15 protein-coding genes are annotated in these 17,066 nt (G+C 66.4%); all 15 read right to left on the bottom strand.

Translation table 11 applies throughout. The features are described 5' to 3' along the window. Positions 1-42 precede the first annotated feature (42 nt). The 15 genes from FRZ44_RS26810 to metK all read right to left on the bottom strand — a co-directional run bounded on the left by FRZ44_RS26810 (position 43) and on the right by metK (position 16,834). Positions 43-1,377: a heterodisulfide reductase-related iron-sulfur binding cluster gene (locus tag FRZ44_RS26810; protein ID WP_151180064.1), complete on the bottom strand. Its 1,335-nt coding sequence runs from the start codon at positions 1,375-1,377 to the stop codon at positions 43-45. A 218-nt stretch (positions 1,378-1,595) separates the two neighbouring features. Then, on the bottom strand, positions 1,596-2,015 hold the full coding sequence (locus FRZ44_RS26805; RefSeq protein WP_151180063.1) for a rubrerythrin family protein: 420 nt from the start codon (positions 2,013-2,015) through the stop codon (positions 1,596-1,598). Between the two features lie 201 nt (positions 2,016-2,216). Next, on the bottom strand, positions 2,217-2,636 hold the full coding sequence (irrA, locus tag FRZ44_RS26800; protein ID WP_151180062.1) for an iron response transcriptional regulator IrrA: 420 nt from the start codon (positions 2,634-2,636) through the stop codon (positions 2,217-2,219). A 159-nt stretch (positions 2,637-2,795) separates the two neighbouring features. After that, positions 2,796-4,193, bottom strand: coding sequence for an NAD(P)H-dependent flavin oxidoreductase (locus FRZ44_RS26795; protein ID WP_225308468.1), 1,398 nt, complete (start codon positions 4,191-4,193; stop codon positions 2,796-2,798). A gap of 49 nt (positions 4,194-4,242) precedes the next feature. After that, on the bottom strand, positions 4,243-4,968 hold the full coding sequence (gene ugpQ, locus FRZ44_RS26790) for a glycerophosphodiester phosphodiesterase (RefSeq protein ID WP_225308467.1): 726 nt from the start codon (positions 4,966-4,968) through the stop codon (positions 4,243-4,245). A gap of 65 nt (positions 4,969-5,033) precedes the next feature. Beyond that, positions 5,034-7,157 (bottom strand): polyribonucleotide nucleotidyltransferase, encoded by a 2,124-nt coding sequence (gene pnp, locus FRZ44_RS26785; RefSeq protein WP_151180061.1) that lies wholly within the window; start codon positions 7,155-7,157, stop codon positions 5,034-5,036. Positions 7,158-7,335: 178 nt separating this feature from the next. Continuing rightward, positions 7,336-7,605: a 30S ribosomal protein S15 gene (rpsO, locus tag FRZ44_RS26780; RefSeq protein ID WP_151180060.1), complete on the bottom strand. Its 270-nt coding sequence runs from the start codon at positions 7,603-7,605 to the stop codon at positions 7,336-7,338. 18 nt (positions 7,606-7,623) lie between these two features. Next, complete coding sequence (gene truB / locus FRZ44_RS26775; protein ID WP_151180059.1) at positions 7,624-8,550, bottom strand: tRNA pseudouridine(55) synthase TruB; 927 nt, start codon at positions 8,548-8,550, stop codon at positions 7,624-7,626. A gap of 3 nt (positions 8,551-8,553) precedes the next feature. Continuing rightward, the gene (gene rbfA, locus FRZ44_RS26770) at positions 8,554-8,961 is read right to left on the bottom strand and encodes a 30S ribosome-binding factor RbfA (RefSeq protein ID WP_263641904.1); all 408 of its coding nucleotides are present in this window, start codon (positions 8,959-8,961) and stop codon (positions 8,554-8,556) included. A 226-nt stretch (positions 8,962-9,187) separates the two neighbouring features. After that, positions 9,188-11,782 carry a translation initiation factor IF-2 gene (gene infB, locus FRZ44_RS26765; protein WP_151180057.1) on the bottom strand — a complete coding sequence of 865 codons (2,595 nt, stop codon included), beginning with the start codon at positions 11,780-11,782 and terminating at the stop codon, positions 9,188-9,190. Between the two features lie 20 nt (positions 11,783-11,802). Beyond that, positions 11,803-12,534 (bottom strand): RNA-binding protein, encoded by a 732-nt coding sequence (locus tag FRZ44_RS26760; RefSeq protein WP_225308466.1) that lies wholly within the window; start codon positions 12,532-12,534, stop codon positions 11,803-11,805. A gap of 74 nt (positions 12,535-12,608) precedes the next feature. After that, entirely contained in the window at positions 12,609-14,141 is a 1,533-nt protein-coding gene (nusA, locus tag FRZ44_RS26755; RefSeq protein WP_151180056.1) for a transcription termination factor NusA, read from the bottom strand. A 14-nt stretch (positions 14,142-14,155) separates the two neighbouring features. Next, entirely contained in the window at positions 14,156-14,650 is a 495-nt protein-coding gene (gene rimP / locus FRZ44_RS26750; RefSeq protein WP_151180055.1) for a ribosome maturation factor RimP, read from the bottom strand. 262 nt (positions 14,651-14,912) lie between these two features. Beyond that, positions 14,913-15,659, bottom strand: a complete 747-nt coding sequence (gene trmB, locus FRZ44_RS26745) for a tRNA (guanosine(46)-N7)-methyltransferase TrmB (RefSeq protein ID WP_151180054.1) — start codon at positions 15,657-15,659, stop codon at positions 14,913-14,915. Between the two features lie 5 nt (positions 15,660-15,664). Beyond that, positions 15,665-16,834 carry a methionine adenosyltransferase gene (gene metK, locus FRZ44_RS26740; protein WP_151180053.1) on the bottom strand — a complete coding sequence of 390 codons (1,170 nt, stop codon included), beginning with the start codon at positions 16,832-16,834 and terminating at the stop codon, positions 15,665-15,667. Between the last annotated feature and the right edge of the window lie 232 nt (positions 16,835-17,066).

Genomic DNA, 17,066 nt, shown 5'->3' with positions numbered 1-17,066 from the left:
TCCTTTCCATCCTTCCATCCCGCCCGTTGCCGAGGCGAGCGGTTAGAATCCGTAGGCCTGCGCCAGCAATTCGATCGGATGGCGCGAGTGGGTCGCCGCCGGCTTGCCGTCCGAGATCCGTTCCATGCCCTGCACGATGTGGGCGCCGGCCAGGGGGCATTCGGAAGCGAGATGGCGTTTGCCCGCCCCTTGCGCCTGGCGCGCGACCGGTTTGCCGACCTTGAGCGCGGTCTCGAAATTGCCCTTCATCACGCCCCAGGATCCGCCATGGCCGGAACAGCGCTCGATCACGGCGAGATCGGCCCCGGGGATGAGGCGCAGCATCTCGGCCGCCTTCTGGCCCATGTTCTGCGCGCGCGCATGACAGGCGATGTGGAGCGCCACGCCGCCTTCCAGCGGCTGCAGGCCCGGCGCCATGCCGTTACGCTTGGCGATGTCGACGACATACTCGCTCACGTCGAAGGTCGCCTGCGAGAGCTTCTTGATGTCCGCATCCGACGGCAGGATCAGCGGCCATTCGAATTTGAGCATGAGCGCGCAGGACGGCACGAGCGCGATGATGTCATAGCCCTTGTCGACCCAGGGCAGCAACGCCTCGCTCACCTTGCGCGCATTCTCCGCGACCTTGGCGATGTTGCCCGCCTCGAGCTGGGGCATGCCGCAGCAGGCGGGATAGAGCACCTCGGTCTCGACGCCGTTCTTCGCCAGCACCTTGCGCGCGGCCTCGCCGATGTCGGGATTGTTGTAATTGACGAAGCAGGTGGCATAGAGCACCGCCTTGCGGCCGAAACCCGGCGCCTCGCGATTGATCTCGGGCGTCGACTGGCGCGCCCGCAGCATGAAGGTCTTGCTGAAGAATTTCGGCAGGTTCGCCTGGCGGTCGATCCCGGCGACCTTCTCCATCAGCGGGCGGGTGAGGCCATTGCCCTCGCCGCCCGCCCAGTTCACGACCGGGCTCGCGACCGCGGCGAGCTTGCCGTTGCGGTCGGTGTTCCCGAGCTCGTCGCGCATCTTGTCGACCTGCCCCCGCGCCCGCTCGGCCGCGCGGTAGCGAAGCATCAGATGCGGGAAATCGAGATTGAACTCATGCGGCGGGACATAGGGACATTTGGTCATGAAACAGAGGTCGCAGAGCGTGCAGGCATCGACGACCGGCTTGAAGTCCTCGCTCTTGACGCCATGCATCTCGTCCGGCGAGGCATCGACCAGATCGAACAGCCGCGGGAAGCTGTCGCAGAGATTGAAGCAGCGCCGGCATCCGTGACAGATGTCGAAGACCCGGCGCATCTCGGCGTCGAGCTTTTCCCAATTGGTGAAATCGGGATCGTTCCAATCGAGCGGATGGCGTGTCGGCGGCTCGAGACTGCCTTCTCTCATGGATCGAACATCCCCCTCGCAGGCGCTGCCGGGATCGGCGGCCCTGTCGGTTGCCGACGCCATCGGCATTCAGGTTCATCGGAAATGGTGCAGGGGAACCGGCCCCCGCGGAATGACGCGGCGACGGAAGAGCGGGAAGGATCCCCCGCGCTTCCGCCTGTCGTCACGAGCGGCGTCCGCGCTGAGCGGGCGCCGCTCTGAAGTCCGTCTCCCGGCGCTTAGCCGAGGGTGTCGAGCGCCTTCTGGAAGCGGCCCGCATGCGACTTCTCGGCCTTGGCGAGCGTCTCGAACCAGTCGGCGATCTCGTCGAAGCCTTCCTCGCGCGCGGTGCGAGCCATGCCCGGATACATGTCGGTGTATTCGTGCGTCTCGCCGGCGATCGCGGCCTTCAGGTTCGGGCCGGTGGCGCCGATCGGCAGGCCCGTCGCCGGGTCGCCGACCGTCTCGAGGAATTCGAGGTGACCGTGGGCGTGGCCGGTCTCGCCTTCGGCGGTGGACCGGAACACGGCGGCCACGTCGTTGTAGCCCTCAACGTCGGCCTTCTGAGCGAAATAGAGATAGCGGCGGTTCGCTTGGCTCTCGCCGGCGAAGGCGGCCTTCAGGTTGCCTTCGGTCTTGCTGCTCTTGAGCGATTTCATGGCTGGCTCTCCCTTGCTTTCGGTGATCTTTGAAGTCTTCCGAAGGGGCCGGCCGCGACGCCGGTCCATCGGGTATCTGTTAAATTAACTATGCAAACGCAATGAGTTTGTCAACAGATTAGAATGTTTCAAATCTAATGCGAAGAATTCTTAATCACTGGAGGAAGGGGCGTCAAGGGCAGCGCCAACAGCGCGGCGGATTTACTTCTGCCGCTGCAGCCGGATGACCACCTCGACGCGGCCGAGCTTGGTGCCGGCCGGTGCCTCGGGCAGGCGCGCCAGTTGAACTTCGGCGCCATCCACATCCTGCAGATCGCCGCTTTCCTCGAAGAAGAAATGATGGTGATCGCCGGTATTGGTGTCGAAATAGGAGCGGCCGGGATCGACCACCACTTCGCGCAGAAGCCCCTGGCGGGTGAACTGATGCAGGGTGTTGTAAACGGTGGCGAGCGAGACGCGCATGTTCGCGCCGGCCGCCTCGGCATGGAGCTGCTCGGCCGTGACATGGCGGAAACCCGGCTCGAACAGGAGCTTCGCGAGGGCCAGCCGCTGGCGCGTCGGACGCAGGCCCGCCTGCTTCAGACGGTCGACCAGGGGAGCAAAGGGGCGGCTGGCTTGCATGGGCGGGGTCGCCACTCTCGGGTTTGCCGGATAACGGCCGTCAGGACGCCACTGCCCTGATTTTGGAATAGTTACAAGCTATGTCAAGGCCGGCCGGGAGGGAAGTGACAAGGCTGTGAGAGTCCTTTCCGGCTCCCAGCCCGCGCCGTCCCCCTAGCGCTAATCGCCGGTCTCGAGCCGCTCGACCAGCTGGCGGACGGTCGGAATGAATCCGTTCGCGTAATAGGGATCGTGCTTGAAGCGGAACGCGTTATGGCCGGCGAACATCAGCTGGTCCTCGGTGTGGTCCGAATGGCTGATGGTCTGCAGCGTCTTCTGGATGCAGTAGGAGCGCGGATCGGCTTTCTTGCCGGTGGTGCCCTCGTCGTTCTCGGCCCAGTTCGAGAAGCGGCAGGCCGAGAGGCAGCCCATGCAATTGATCTGATCCTCGCGAATCTGGTTCGCGCGCTCGGGCGTGACGAGGATCAGCGTCGAATCCGGCGTGCGCAGGGCCTCGGTGTAGCCTTCCTCGACCCACTGCACCGCGTTCAGCTTGTCGGCCGCGGTCAGATAGACCAGCCGGTTGCGGGCACCCACGGGGAACGGCCAGATATGCTCGCCGACGGTGGTGGTGGAATAGGCGACCTGGCGCTCGGAGCGCTCGCGCAGTTCGTCGAGGAACGGATTGCTCACGGCCGATGAATAGAAGCCGGTCGGGCTGAAGCGGTTGAGATAGACGTCGCCTTCATCGAGCGTCATCAGCCGCTGCTTCCAGGCGGCCGAGATCGGGCTCTCCTGGGTGAGCAAGGGCCGCGTGCCGAACTGGAAGGCGACCGGTCCGATCTCGGGATTGTCGAGCCAATGCTCCCACTCGCGCAGACACCAGACGCCGCCGGCCATCACCACCGGCGTGGTGACCAGGCCGAACTCGATCATGACCTGGCGCAGCTCGGCGACGCGCGGATAGGGATCGCCGGGCTTGAGCGGATCCTCGCTGTTGGAGAGGCCGTTATGGCCGCCCGCGAGCCAAGGATCCTCATAGACGACGCCGCCCAGCAGCTCGGGGAAGCGGTGATAGGCCCGCTTCCACAAGGCGCGGAAGGCGCGCGCCGACGAGACGATCGGATAATAGAAGATGCCGTACTGCGCGCAGATCTCGGCGATCTTGTAGGGCATGCCGGCGCCGCAGGTGACGCCGTGGATGAGGCCTTTCGCCCCTTCGAGCACGCCATGCAGCACGCGCTGCGAGGCCGCCATCTCCCACAGCACGTTCATATGGATGCGGCCCTGGCCGTTCGAGCTCTCATGCGCGATCTGCGCCTGATGGATGCCGCCCTGGATCGCATAGGCGACCAGCTCCTCGTGGCGCTCGCGCCGCGTGCGGCCGCGATAGACCTGCTCGATCAGCTTGCCGTCGGGATCGTAGGAATCCGCATTGACGCCGGAGAAGGTGCCGACACCGCCGGCCGCGGCCCAGGCGCCGGAGCTCTCGCCGTTGGAGACGGAGATGCCCTTGCCGCCTTCGACGAGCGGCAGCACTTCCTTGCCGGAAATGATCAGAGGCGGCAGCGGCTTCACTCTATCGACTCTCCTGTTCGCTCGCGGGCGCGGGACCCCGGACCCTGGGTCACGCCGCGAGCACCGTATCCGGACTGTCCGATATGATGCTATCGACGCCCGCATCAAGCAACCGGCGCGCCTTGCGCCGGTCATTGACCGTATAGACCGCGATCCCCAGCCCCGCCTGTTTGACCGCCTTCAAGTCCCGGGGCAGGGATCGGCCGGAAAAATGCACCGACAGACAGCCCAGCCGGCCAGCCTCGGACCGCCAGATCTCGGGCGTGTCCCAGATCAGCAGCCCGCGCGGCAGTTCGGGCGCCAGATCCCGCGCCACCACCATGCTTTCCAGCGCGAAGCTCGACAGCAGGGGCGGCTCGCGATCCTTCGGCCAGTGTTCGCGCACCACCTCGATCACGGCGGCCGCCGTCTCGACCTCGCGGCCGGGGCAGGGCTTGATCTCGATATTGGCGTTGAGGCCCAGCCTGGCAAGGAGCGCGATGGTCTCGTCGAGCCGGGGCACCTTGACCCCGCGCCAGTTCGGGCCGAACCAGGCGCCGGCATCGAGCCGGCTGATCTGGCTCCAATCCGCCTTCGCGACCGGCCCGCGACCGCTGGTGGTCCGGTCGAGCGTGTCGTCATGCATGATGATGACGACGCCGTCGCGGCTGAGCTTGGCGTCGAACTCCACCCAGCGGGCGCCCAGCAGAGCGGCGCGTTCGAAGGATTCCAGCGTGTTCTCGGGTGCCGAAGCGGCCGCACCGCGATGGCCGATCACCTTGGGCAGGCGGAGCATGGCTTCACAACCCGGGGTGCGTAAGGAAAAACGCCCCCTCCCTCGAGGGGAGGGGGCGTTGCGTCTCAGTTCGAGGCGTCGGCCTTCTCGCTCAGATCGGCGCCGGTCTGCTGATCGACCGCCTTCATGCTGAGCTTGACCTTGCCGCGATCGTCCATGCCGATGCACTTCACCTTCACGACGTCGCCGACCTTCACCACATCGGAGACCTGCTTGACGCGGTGAGGCGCCAGCTCGCTGATATGGACGAGGCCGTCGCGGGTGCCGAGGAAGTTCACGAAGGCACCGAATTCCATGATCTTGACCACCTTGCCGGTGTAGACCGTGCCGATCTCGGGCTCCGCGACGATGCCGCGGATCCAGTCGATCGCGGCCTGCGCCGCCGTGGCGTCGACCGCCGCCACCTTGATCGTGCCATCGTCCTCGATGTCGATCTTGGCGCCGGTGACTTCGCAGATCTCGCGGATCACCTTGCCGCCCGAACCGATCACTTCGCGGATCTTGTCCTTCGGGATGTTGATCACGGTGATGCGCGGCGCGTTCTGGCTGACCGCCTCGCGCGAGCGCGAGAGCGCCTTCGACATCTCGCCCAGGATATGCAGGCGGCCGTCGCGGGCCTGGCCCAGCGCGATCTTCATGATCTCGGGCGTGATCGAGGTGATCTTGATGTCCATCTGCAGCGAGGTGACGCCTTCGGTCGTGCCCGCCACCTTGAAGTCCATGTCGCCCAGATGATCCTCGTCGCCGAGGATGTCGGAGAGGACGGCGAAGCCGCTCTTCTCCTTGATCAGGCCCATGGCGATGCCGGCCACCGGACGGCGCAGCGGAACGCCCGCATCCATCAGCGCCAGCGACGAACCGCAGACCGTCGCCATCGAGGAGGAACCGTTCGATTCGGTGATCTCCGACACGACGCGCAGCGTGTAGGGGAAGTCTTCCTTCTTCGGCAGGATCGGATGGATGGCGCGCCAGGCGAGCTTGCCATGGCCGACTTCGCGCCGGCCCGGCGAGCCCATGCGGCCGGTCTCGCCCGTGGAATAGGGCGGGAAGTTATAATGCAGCAGGAAATGCTCGCGGAACTCGCCCTCGAGCGCGTCGATGATCTGCTCGTCCTCGCCGGTGCCGAGCGTGGCGACGACGAAGGCCTGCGTCTCGCCGCGGGTGAAGACCGCGGAGCCGTGGGCGCGCGGCAGCACGCCGACTTCGCTGTCGATCTGACGGACAGTCTTGGTGTCGCGGCCGTCGATGCGCTTGCCGGTCTCGAGGATGGCGCCGCGCACGATGTCCTGCTCGAGCTTCTTCAGGAGCTTGGACACCAGCTCGGCCTGGAAGCCTTCGGCCACCAGGGTCTCCACCGCCTTGGCGCGGACTTCGTCGACCTTGTTCGTCCGCGCCTGCTTGCCGGTCTCTTCATAGGCCTGGCGCATCGCGTCCCCCGAGATCGCCTTGAGGCGGGCCTTGGCGGTCTCGTATTCGGGGCCCTTCTCCGGCAGCGGCCAGGGCTCATGGGCGCATTGCTCGGCGAGCTCGATGATCGCCTGGATGACGGGCTGGAAAGCCGCATGGCCGAAGGTGACGGCGCCCAGCATGATCTCTTCCGACAGCTCGCTGGCTTCGGACTCGACCATCAGCACGCCTTCGGTCGTGCCGGCGAGAACCAGCTCGAGGCTCGAGGTCTTGAGCTCCTCGAGGCGCGGATTGAGCACATATTTGCCGTCGATATAGCCGACGCGCGCGGCCGCGATCGGGCCGAGGAACGGAATGCCGGAGATCGTCAGCGCCGCCGAGGCGCCGATCATCGCCACCACATCGGGATCGTTCTCGAGGTCGTGGCTGAGCGTGGTGCAGACCACCTGGGTCTCGTTGCGATAGCCCTCGGCGAACAGCGGGCGGATCGGGCGGTCGATGAGGCGCGAGGTCAGCACCTCCTTCTCGCTCGGCCGGCCTTCGCGCTTGAAGAAGCCGCCCGGGATCTTGCCCGCGGCGAAAGCCTTCTCCTGGTAATTGACGGTCAGCGGGAAGAAGTCGACGCCGACCTTGGGCTGGCGCTGACCGACGACGGTGCAGAGCACGACGGTGTCGCCATAGGTCGCCATGACGGCGCCATCGGCCTGACGTGCGATATGACCGGTCTCGAGCTTGAGCTTACGGCCGCCCCACTCGATCTCTTTTCGATAGATTTTGAACATGGATAAAGGTCCTTACTGACGGCCGGTTTACGGATGCGCCGGACCCGCGCAAGAAGCGGGAGCACCCGCCTCTTGCGTCGGCCCGGCAACTGGCGCGCGCGGCGCCGACCGCAGCCACGCGCGCTCTCCCATTGATCGGATCGCGTCGTTCCGCGGGACGGAACAGCGCTTGGTAAAATTAACGGCGCAGCCCAAGGCGCTGCACCAGCTCCTGATAACGCGGATCGTCGGTGCGCTTCAGATAGTCGAGCAGACGCCGGCGCTGGCCGACCATGACCAGCAGACCGCGGCGGGAGTGGAAGTCCTTTTCATGGGACTGCAGGTGATCGGTCAGGTTCTTGATTCGCTCGCTCAAGACCGCAACCTGAACTTCCGGCGAACCGGTATCGCCCTCTTTGCGGGCGTATTCCTTCATGAGCGACTGTTTGCGCTCGGCCGTAATCGACATCGTGGCTGTTCCTTTCGTCTAGAGATGCAACACGCGCACGGGGCGCAGATCGCCGGCTTCCAAGCGGGCCAACGCCACCGGCTTTCCGCCGGCCATGGCGCAGACCAAATCGCCGCTACGGATCGCGCCCAACCGTTCGCGGTCGCTCGCGCGGAGCAAACCGATGGACTGGCCAGAACGCAGGCGAAGCGCCTCGGCGTCGGTCAAGGGAAGGGCCGGGATGTCGTCCAGCGCCGTCTCGACCGGTAACAGGTGCCCTGAGGCGGGCGGAATATGCCCCAGGGCTTTCAGCGATTCCAGAGAAATCGCCTGGGATTCCGTGAAGGGTCCGACCGCGATTCGCCGCAGGGCCGAGACATAGGCAAAGGTCCCCAGGGCAAGGCCTAAGTCCCTGGCAAGACTACGCATGTAGGCGCCCTTGCCGCTCACGACCTCGAATTCGGCATGGTCTTCGTCGGGTTGCGAGACCAGGCTCAGGCGCTCGATCCAGATGGGGCGCGCCGCCAGATCGACCGTTTCCCCGGCCCGCGCCAGGTCGTAGGCCCGCTCGCCTTCGACCTTGATCGCGGAAAATGCCGGGGGAACCTGGCTGATCTCGCCCTGGAAGCGGGGCAGGACGGCCTCGATTTCGGCGGTCGTGGGGCGCCGGTCGCTCCGGGCCGTAACCGGACCTTCGGCATCGTCGGTCGACCGCGCCTCGCCCCAGCGGGCGGTGAAGCGATAGACCTTCCGCCCGTCCATCACATAGGAGACGGTCTTGGTCGCCTCGCCGAGCGCGATCGGCAGCAGCCCGGTCGCCAGCGGATCGAGCGTCCCGCCATGGCCGGCCTTGTTGGCGTCGAAGAGACGGCGGACCGCACCGACGGCTTGCGTCGAGGTCATGCCCAAGGGCTTGTCCAGGATGACCCAGCCATTGATCGGCTGACCCTTGCGCCGGCGCGCCATCCCCTAGCGCTCCCCGCCTTCGTCGTCCCCATCCTGGTCGTTTGGTCCCCGACCGTCGTCCTTCGTCTCGCCCAGGTCGCGCGCGATCTCGGGGCTGTGGAAGAGCTGGTCGAGGCGCTGCGCGCGGTCGAAGGATTTGTCCGGGTGGAAGCGTATCTGCGGTGCGAAGCGCAGCTTGAGCGCGTGAGCGATCTCGCCGCGCAGGAAGGGCGCCGCATGATTGAGCGACTGGGCCAGGGCTTCGGGATCGCCGCCGCCGAAAGGCACCACGAAGGCGCTCGCGTTCTTCAGATCGGGGCTGACCTTGACCTCGGTCACGGTGATCCGCAGATCGGCCAGCTCCGGATCATGCAGCCGGCCTTCGACGAAGAGCTCCGCCAGCACATGCCGGATCTCTTCGCCAACGCGCAACTGGCGCTGGCTCGGGCCCGAGCCAGCGCGTGATTTTCGACGTGCCTTCACCTGGAAAGCCCTCGGATCGTTCCGTTCGTTCGAAGCAGAGCGGGTGACGCCCGCGCCGGCCCCCAGAGCAAGATCGGATCGGCTTGAATCAAGCCGATCCGTGAATCTTGCTCTCATTCAAATCACTAGAGGCTGATTCACGTCTCAAGTCGATTCGACTTGAGACGATCAGGCTCTAGGCCAGCGTGCGCGTCACCGACTCGATCTCGAAGCACTCGATCTGATCGCCGACCTGGATGTTGTCGTAATTCTCGAAGGCCATGCCGCACTCGAAGCCTTCCTTGACCTCGCGCACTTCGTCCTTGAAGCGCTTCAGCGTCTTCAGGCTGCCTTCGTGAATGACGACGTTGTCGCGCAGCAGGCGCACCTTGGCGCCGCGCTTGACCGTCCCTTCGGTGACCATGCAGCCGGCGACCTTGCCGACCTTGGTGATGTTGAAGACCTCGCGGATCGTGGCGTAGCCCAGGAAGTTCTCGCGCATCGTCGGCGAGAGCAGGCCCGAGAGGGCCGCCTTCACGTCGTCCACCACGTTGTAGATGATCGAGTAGTAGCGGATCTCGATCTTGTCGCGCTTGGCCATCTCGCGCGCCTGCGGATTGGCGCGCACGTTGAAGCCGATGATCATCGCGTTCGAGGCCCGCGCCAGCGTCACGTCGGACTCGTTGATGCCGCCGACCGCGGTATGCAGCACGCGCACCGCGACTTCCTTGGTGTTCAGGCCCTGCAGCGACGCGTTGATCGCCTCGATCGAGCCTTGCACGTCGCCCTTGACGATGATCGGCAGCTCGCGGGCCTCGCCCTCGGCGATCTTGGTGAAGATGTCCTGGGCCGAGCCGCGCACGCGGGTGGCCGCTTCCTTGTCGCGCTGGACGCGCTGGCGATATTCGCTGACCTGACGCGCCTTGGTCTCGTTCTCGACCACCGCGAAGGTGTCGCCGGCGAGCGGCGCGCCCTGCAGGCCCAGGATCTCGGCCGGCGTCGAAGGACCGCCTTCGTTCATCACGTCGCCGCGGTCGTTGAGAAGGGCGCGCACGCGGCCCCATTCGCCGCCCGCGACCAGGATGTCGCCGACGCGAAGCGTGCCGCGCTGTACCAGCAGGGTCGCCACGACGCCGCGGCCGCGCTCGAGCTTGGCTTCGATCACGGCGCCCGAGGCCGGGCGATCCGGATTGGCCTTGAGTTCCAGGATTTCGGCCTGCAGCAGGATCGCCTCTTCGAGCTTGTCGAGGCCCTGCCGGGTCTTGGCCGAGACTTCGACAGTCTGGATGTCGCCGCCCAGCTCTTCGACCACCAGCTCGTGCTTCAGCAGTTCCTGGCGCACGCGGGTCGGGTTGGCATCGGGTTTGTCGATCTTGTTGATGGCGACGATGATCGGAACCTTCGCGGCCTTGGCGTGATGGATCGCCTCGACCGTCTGCTCCATGATGCCGTCATCGGCCGCCACCACCAGCACCACGATGTCGGTGACATTGGCGCCGCGCGCGCGCATCTCGGTGAAGGCGGCATGGCCCGGCGTGTCGATGAAGGTGATCTTCTGCCCGTTGCTGCGGGTCACCTGATAGGCGCCGATATGCTGCGTGATGCCGCCGGCCTCATGGGCCGCGACATCGGTCTGGCGCAAGGCGTCCAGCAGCGAGGTCTTGCCGTGATCGACATGGCCCATCACGGTCACGACCGGCCAGCGCGAGACCATATGCTCGGCCTCGTCGGTCAAGCCCTCGACGCCGATCTCGACGTCGGCCGCCGATACGCGGCGGACCCGGTGGCCGAATTCAGCGGCGACCAGCTCGGCCGTATCGGCATCGAGCGTCTGGTTGATGGTCGCCATGATGCCCATCTTCATCAGGGACTTGATGACGTCCGCACCGCGCTCGGCCATACGGTTGGCCAACTCCTGCACGGTGATCGTCTCGGGAATGACCACGTCGCGAATTACCTTTGTTGAATCGCCTGCCGCCATGGCGAGGCGGCGTTCCTTCTCGCGGGCACGGCGGACGGCGGCCAGGCTGCGCACGCGCTCGCCTGCATCCTCGTCCAACGCCTGCGAGATCGTGATCTTGCCGGTGCGCCGGCGCGGCTCGTCGCGGCGCGCCACGGGGGCCGGCTTCGGCACCGCATGACGCACGGGCCCGCCCGGACGCCGGGCGCGGTCGGTTTCATCGTCCTCGGTGGCGGGCACGGCCGCCGCCGCGGGCTTCGCGGTCAGGCGATGCGGCTTGGCCTCGCCGTCACGCGCGGGCACCGGCTCGGGCGCGGGCTTGGCCTTGACCGGCGCTGGCGTGACTTCCGCCACGACGGCCGGGGCCGGTTCCGCCTCGGTCTTGACCGGCTTGGGCCGGGCCGCTTCCTCGGCCGCCGCCCGCGCCTCTTCCTCGGCGCGCTGACGGGCGGCTTCCATCTCGATCTGGCGGCGCAACTCGTCGTCGCGCTTGGCTTCGCCCAGGACCTTCAGGCGGACGGCGCGCTCGCTCTCCGTGAGATGGCGCGCGACCGCGGGCGGAGCCACCTCGACGGGAGCGGGGGCATGACCATGCACAGGCGCCTCGGCGGGCACCACCACCTCGGGCTCGGTCGTGACCTCGGTGACCTTGTCGCCATTGCCGCGCGCATAGGTGCGCTTGCGCTTCACCTCGACCGCGACGGTCTTGGTCCGGCCATGGGGGAAGCTCTGTCGAACCTGACCGGCATCGACCGTCTTCTTCAGCTCGAGCTTGGGACGGCTCAGCTTCAGCGGCTTTTTGCTGGCATCGGTGTCGTTGCTACTGGTCATCGCGATAATCCGATCGGTCTTCAGTTGTTGTGTCCGGCAATCAAGGCTTTGAGTCTTGAGGCATCCGTCACGAGCGCACGGGCGAGGCCGCCCTCGCTCAGAGCGGCATGAACCACATGCTCGCGGCCGAGGGCCGAGGCGAGTTCAGAGGCGGTAAAGAGGTCGATCACGGCAATGCGCGGCTTTTCGGCCGTCGCTGCTGCCGGTGCCTTGCTTATATGGGGTGCCCCGGCCTTCGCCGCGAGGCGGCGCTTGCCATCGGCAGCCCCGTCGCAGGCTTCGAGCAGCACCGCCACCTGGCCCCGCTCGAGCCAGGCATCGACCTTCTCGTAACCGGCCACGGCCTGCCCCGCACCGCGGGCGAGGCCGATCAGTTCCAGGCAGCGACGCTTCAGCAGGCGGACGACTTCGTCGGCCAGCCCCGCCGCGGGGCGCAACGGCGCCTTGGCGGCCTTGGCGAACAGATTCTTCTGCACCGCCAGCTCGATGGCGGCCCGATCGGCCGAAACCCAAAGTCCCCGGCCCGGCAACTTGCCGGCGAGGTCGGGCACCACATCCTTGTCGGGACCGGCCACGAAACGCAGCAGCTCTTCCTTGGGCCTGATCTCGCGCGTGGCGATGCAGCGGCGCAGCGGGCCATCGGCGGCCGGCTCGTCCGCCGCCACCAGATCGGCCTCGTCCACGGCCGCGCCCTCGCCGGTCGGGCTCATCGCCCCCCGGTTCGGATCATCGGCTGCAACCTTGGCCGTCATACCCATCCTACCCTGCATTCGTTCGATTCCGCCGTCCTCGTTCTCGTCGCCGTTCCTTGCGTTCCGCTCTCGGCTCAGGCCTTGGCCTGGTCGCCTTCGAACCAATGGGCGCGCGCCGCCATGATCATGGCCTCGGCATCGGCCCGGCTCAGATCATGGCCGCGCAGAATGCCGTCCTTCTTGTCGACCAGCTCGTCGGTCGCGAGATCGGCCAGATCGTCGAGCGTCTTGACGCCGGCCTCGCCGAGCGTGACCAGCATGCCGGGGGTCAGGCCCTCGACCGCGGCCAGATCCTCGGCGACGCCGAGCTCGCGCCGGCGCAGGCTGAGCTTCTCGTTCTGCTGCTCGAGCCAGGCCTGCGCCCGCTGGCGCAGCTCCTCGGCCACTTCCTCGTCGAAACCCTCGATCGCGGCCAGATCCTCGACCGGGATGAAAGCGACGTCCTCGACCGTGGTGAAGCCTTCGGTCACCAGCAGATGCGCGATCACGTCGTCGACATCGAGCGAATCGATGAACATCTGCGAGCGCGAGCGGAACTCTTCGCTGCGGCGCTCGGATTCCTCGGCCTCGGTCAGGATGTCGATATCCCAGCCGGTGAGCTGCGAGGCGAGACGCACGTTCTGGCCGCGACGGCCGATCGCGAGCGACAGCTGGTCGTCGGGAACCACCACCTCGATGCGATGGGTCTCCTCGTCCAGCACCACCTTCGCGACCTCGGCCGGGGCCAGCGCGTTCACCACGAAGGTCGCCGGATCCTGCGACCAGGGAATGATGTCGATCTTCTCGCCCTGGAGCTCGCCGACCACCGCCTGGACGCGGCTGCCGCGCATACCGACGCAGGCACCGACCGGATCGATCGAGCTGTCGTTCGAGATGACGGCGATCTTGGCGCGGCTTCCGGGATCGCGGGCCACGGCCTTGATCTCGATGATGTTGTCGTAGATTTCCGGCACTTCCTGGGCGAACAGCTTGGCCATGAAGGTCGGATGGGTGCGCGACAGGAAGATCTGGGGCCCGCGCGGCTCCTCGCGCACATCCAGCACCAGCGCGCGGACGCGATCGCCGACGCGGAAGGCCTCGCGCGGCAACAGCTCGTCGCGGCGCAGCAGCGCCTCGGCCCGGGACAGATCGACCGTCACGTTGCCGAACTCGACGCGCTTGACCAGACCGTTGACGATCTCGCCCTTGCGGTTCTTGAACTCCTCGAACTGGCGCTTGCGCTCGGCTTCGCGCACCTTCTGCACGATCACCTGCTTCGCGGTCTGGGCGGCGATGCGGCCGAAATCGATCGGCGGCAGTTCCTCGATCAGGAAATCGCCGAGCTTCTTGTCGGGATGGGAGCGCAGCGCGTCGGCGAGCGGGATCTGCGTCGCCTCATTGACCACCGGATCGGCGATCTCGCGGAAGCGCATCAGGCGGATCTCGCCGCTCTTGCGGTCGATCAGAGCGCGGATGTCGTGCTCATGCCCGTATTTGGAGCGGCCGGCCTTCTGAATCGCCTGCTCCATCGCTTCCAGCACTTCATCGCGCTCGATGCCCTTTTCGCGCGCGACGGCTTCCGCCACCTGCAGAAGCTCGAGCCTGGGAATGGCAATTGTGGGTTCCATGTCGACCTCGGGATCTAACGATTCGCGTTGTTTGCGGCTGCCGCGATCAGTTCGTCGGTCAGCACCAGTTTGGCTTTGGCTATCTCAGTCATCGGCAGGTGGGCCTCCCCGCCTTCTTCCAGCGCCACCACGACCTCCTCGCCGGCGCGGCCGACGAGGCGTCCCTGGAAGCGCTTGCGCCCTTCGATCGGCCGGCGCGTTTCGATCTTCGCCAGATGGCCGGCGAACCGTTCGAAATCCTTGGGCCGGGTCAGCGGCCGGTCGATTCCGGGCGAGCTGACCTCGAGTTCGTAGGCCGAGGGCAGCGGATCTTCGACATCCAGCAAGGCCGAGATGGCGCGGCTGGAGTCGGCGCAGTCATCGACCGTGATCTCGCGGCCATCGATCCGCTCGATCATGATCTGCAGGATCGGCCGATGCCCGCCCGAGATATGGACGCGGACGATCTCATAGCCCATCGCGGCAAGCGAAGGCTCGATCATCTGCTCGATCTGGCGCGTCTCGACCATTCAGGGCTCAATTGTCAAAGGGTTTGGGTCACGTCAAAACGCGCCCAAACCGCGGGTAACAAAAAAGGCGGGCATTCGGCCCACCTTTTTTCTTGGTCCCGTATGTTCGGAACAATGATGGCCGGGAATATAGTGGCTTTCTTTCCCCGCGCAAGAGACTTTTTGCCGGTTTTTCGCGGGTTTGGCGAGTTTCCGCAGCGCCCTCGGGGGCACGCGGCATAACGCCCGAGCGCAAAAAAATATTTCTTCCGGATTCCCCGGTTCAGCGCCGCCGGAAGCGGAAATAGGCGGGTTTACGTCCTTCGCACAAGGCCTTGGCCTCGTAGCGCGTGCCCGGCCAGTCGGCCGGACGCCGGCGCCAATCCTCCGGACCGGCCGCGAGCCAGAGGAAGGCCGGATGATCGATGGTCTCTGCCAGCATCCAGCGGATCTGGCTGGGATCGTCGCTGGCCATCCGCAATTCCCCGCCGGGCCGCATCAGCCGCGCCAGCCGGTCGAGATTGGGCCGGCCGACGAAGCGGCGCTCGGCATGGCGCGTCTTGGGCCAGGGATCCGGAAACAGGATGAACACCCGGCTCAGCGAGGCGTCGGGCAGGCAGTCCATCAGCATCCGGGCATCGTCGGGAAAGAAACGCAGATTGCGAAGGCCGCGCTCGACCGCATGACCCACCGCCCGGGCGATGCCGTTCTCGAAGACCTCGCAGCCGATGATCGAGACATCCGGGTTGTTCTCGGCCTGCCAGGCGAGATGCTCGCCGGAGCCGAAGCCGACCTCGAGCCAGAGTTCGCGGCCCGGTCCGAACAACGCCTCGGGATCGAGACGGGCGCCGGCCGGCGGCAGCTCGATCCTCAGGCCCGGCAGGGTTTCCTGCATGAGCCGCTGCTGACCCAGCCGCAGCTTGCGGCCCCTGCGGCGGCCATGGAAATGGAGCCGCTCGCCGGTCCCGTCCTGTCCGGCAGTCCGATCCTCGCGGCCGTCGCCGGCCTTTGCGGCCGGGCGTCTCGGCATGGCGCCTAGTGCAGCTCGCGCTTGAGGGCCGGCACCAGATCGAGGCGTTCCCAGGAGAAGCCGCCATCGGGATCGGGTGCGCGGCCGAAATGGCCATAGGCCGCGGTGCGCGCATAGATCGGACGGTTGAGCCCCAGATGCTCGCGGATCGCTCGCGGACGCAGATCCACCAGCTCCGGCAGCAGCCTCGCCAGCTTGTCCTCTTCCACCCGGCCGGTGCCGTGCGTATTCACATAGAAGGAGAGCGGCTTGGAGACGCCGATCGCGTAGGAGATCTGGATGGTGCAGCGCTCGGCGAGGCCCGCCGCCACGACATTCTTCGCCAGGTAGCGCGCGGCATAGGCCGCCGACCGGTCGACCTTGGTCGGGTCCTTGCCGGAGAAGGCGCCGCCGCCATGCGGGGCCGCCCCGCCGTATGTGTCGACGATGATCTTGCGGCCGGTGAGGCCGGCATCGCCGTCCGGGCCGCCGATGACGAAACGGCCGGTGGGGTTCACATAGAATTCGGCCTCAGGACACATCCAGCCCTTGGGCAGGACGTTGAGGACATGCGGGCGCACGATCTCGCGCACATGGTCCTGGGACAGCCGCTCGGAATGCTGCGTCGACACCACCACCGACGTGGCGCGCACCGGCTTGCCGTTCTCATAGAGCAGCGTGACCTGGCTCTTGGCATCGGGACCGAGGCCGGGCTCGGCGCCGGAATGGCGCGCCTCGGCCAGCGAGCGAAGGATATTGTGCGCGTAGAAGATCGGCGCCGGCATCAGATGCTCGGTCTCGTTGCAGGCGAAGCCGAACATGATGCCCTGGTCGCCGGCCCCCTCGTCCTTGTTGCCGAGCGCGTCGACGCCCTGGGCGATGTCGGCGGACTGGCCGTGAACCAGCACCTCGACCTTCGCATGCTTCCAGTGGAAGCCCTCCTGCTCATAGCCGATATCGCGAATGGCCTGACGCGCCACGTCTTCCATCAGCTTCGGCGTGATCGAGGCGGGACCGCGGGTTTCGCCCGCGAGCACCACGCGATTGGTGGTGCACAGCGTCTCGACCGCGACGCGCGCCTGGGGCTCCGCCGTCAGGAAGGTATCGACGATCGCATCGGAGATGCGGTCGCAGACCTTGTCCGGATGGCCTTCGGCCACGGATTCGCTGGTAAAGAGATAGGACCCCTTGGACACGGGCGCTCCTCATAAGGACAGTGGCGCATGAATGATCGATAAGGCGCGGACGTCGGGTCCGCGTCGCTGCCAGCCGCCGACTCTGGACAGACCCCCGGATTCGGGCGCCGGATGATGTTTCAAGCGCCGCGGACCGGTCAAGCCAAATTGACCGGCGATCGTCATAAGAGGAGCTTAAGCCCGGTGGCCGGCCGACAGCGCGAAGCGACGCGGCCCGGCAGGCGCCGGGCGC

The sequence above is a fragment of the Hypericibacter terrae genome (genome assembly GCF_008728855.1).
Classification (GTDB): Bacteria; Pseudomonadota; Alphaproteobacteria; order Dongiales; family Dongiaceae; genus Hypericibacter; species Hypericibacter terrae.
The sequence above is the reverse complement of the archived record's forward strand: the minus strand, read 5'-3'. Positions and strand labels throughout refer to the sequence as shown.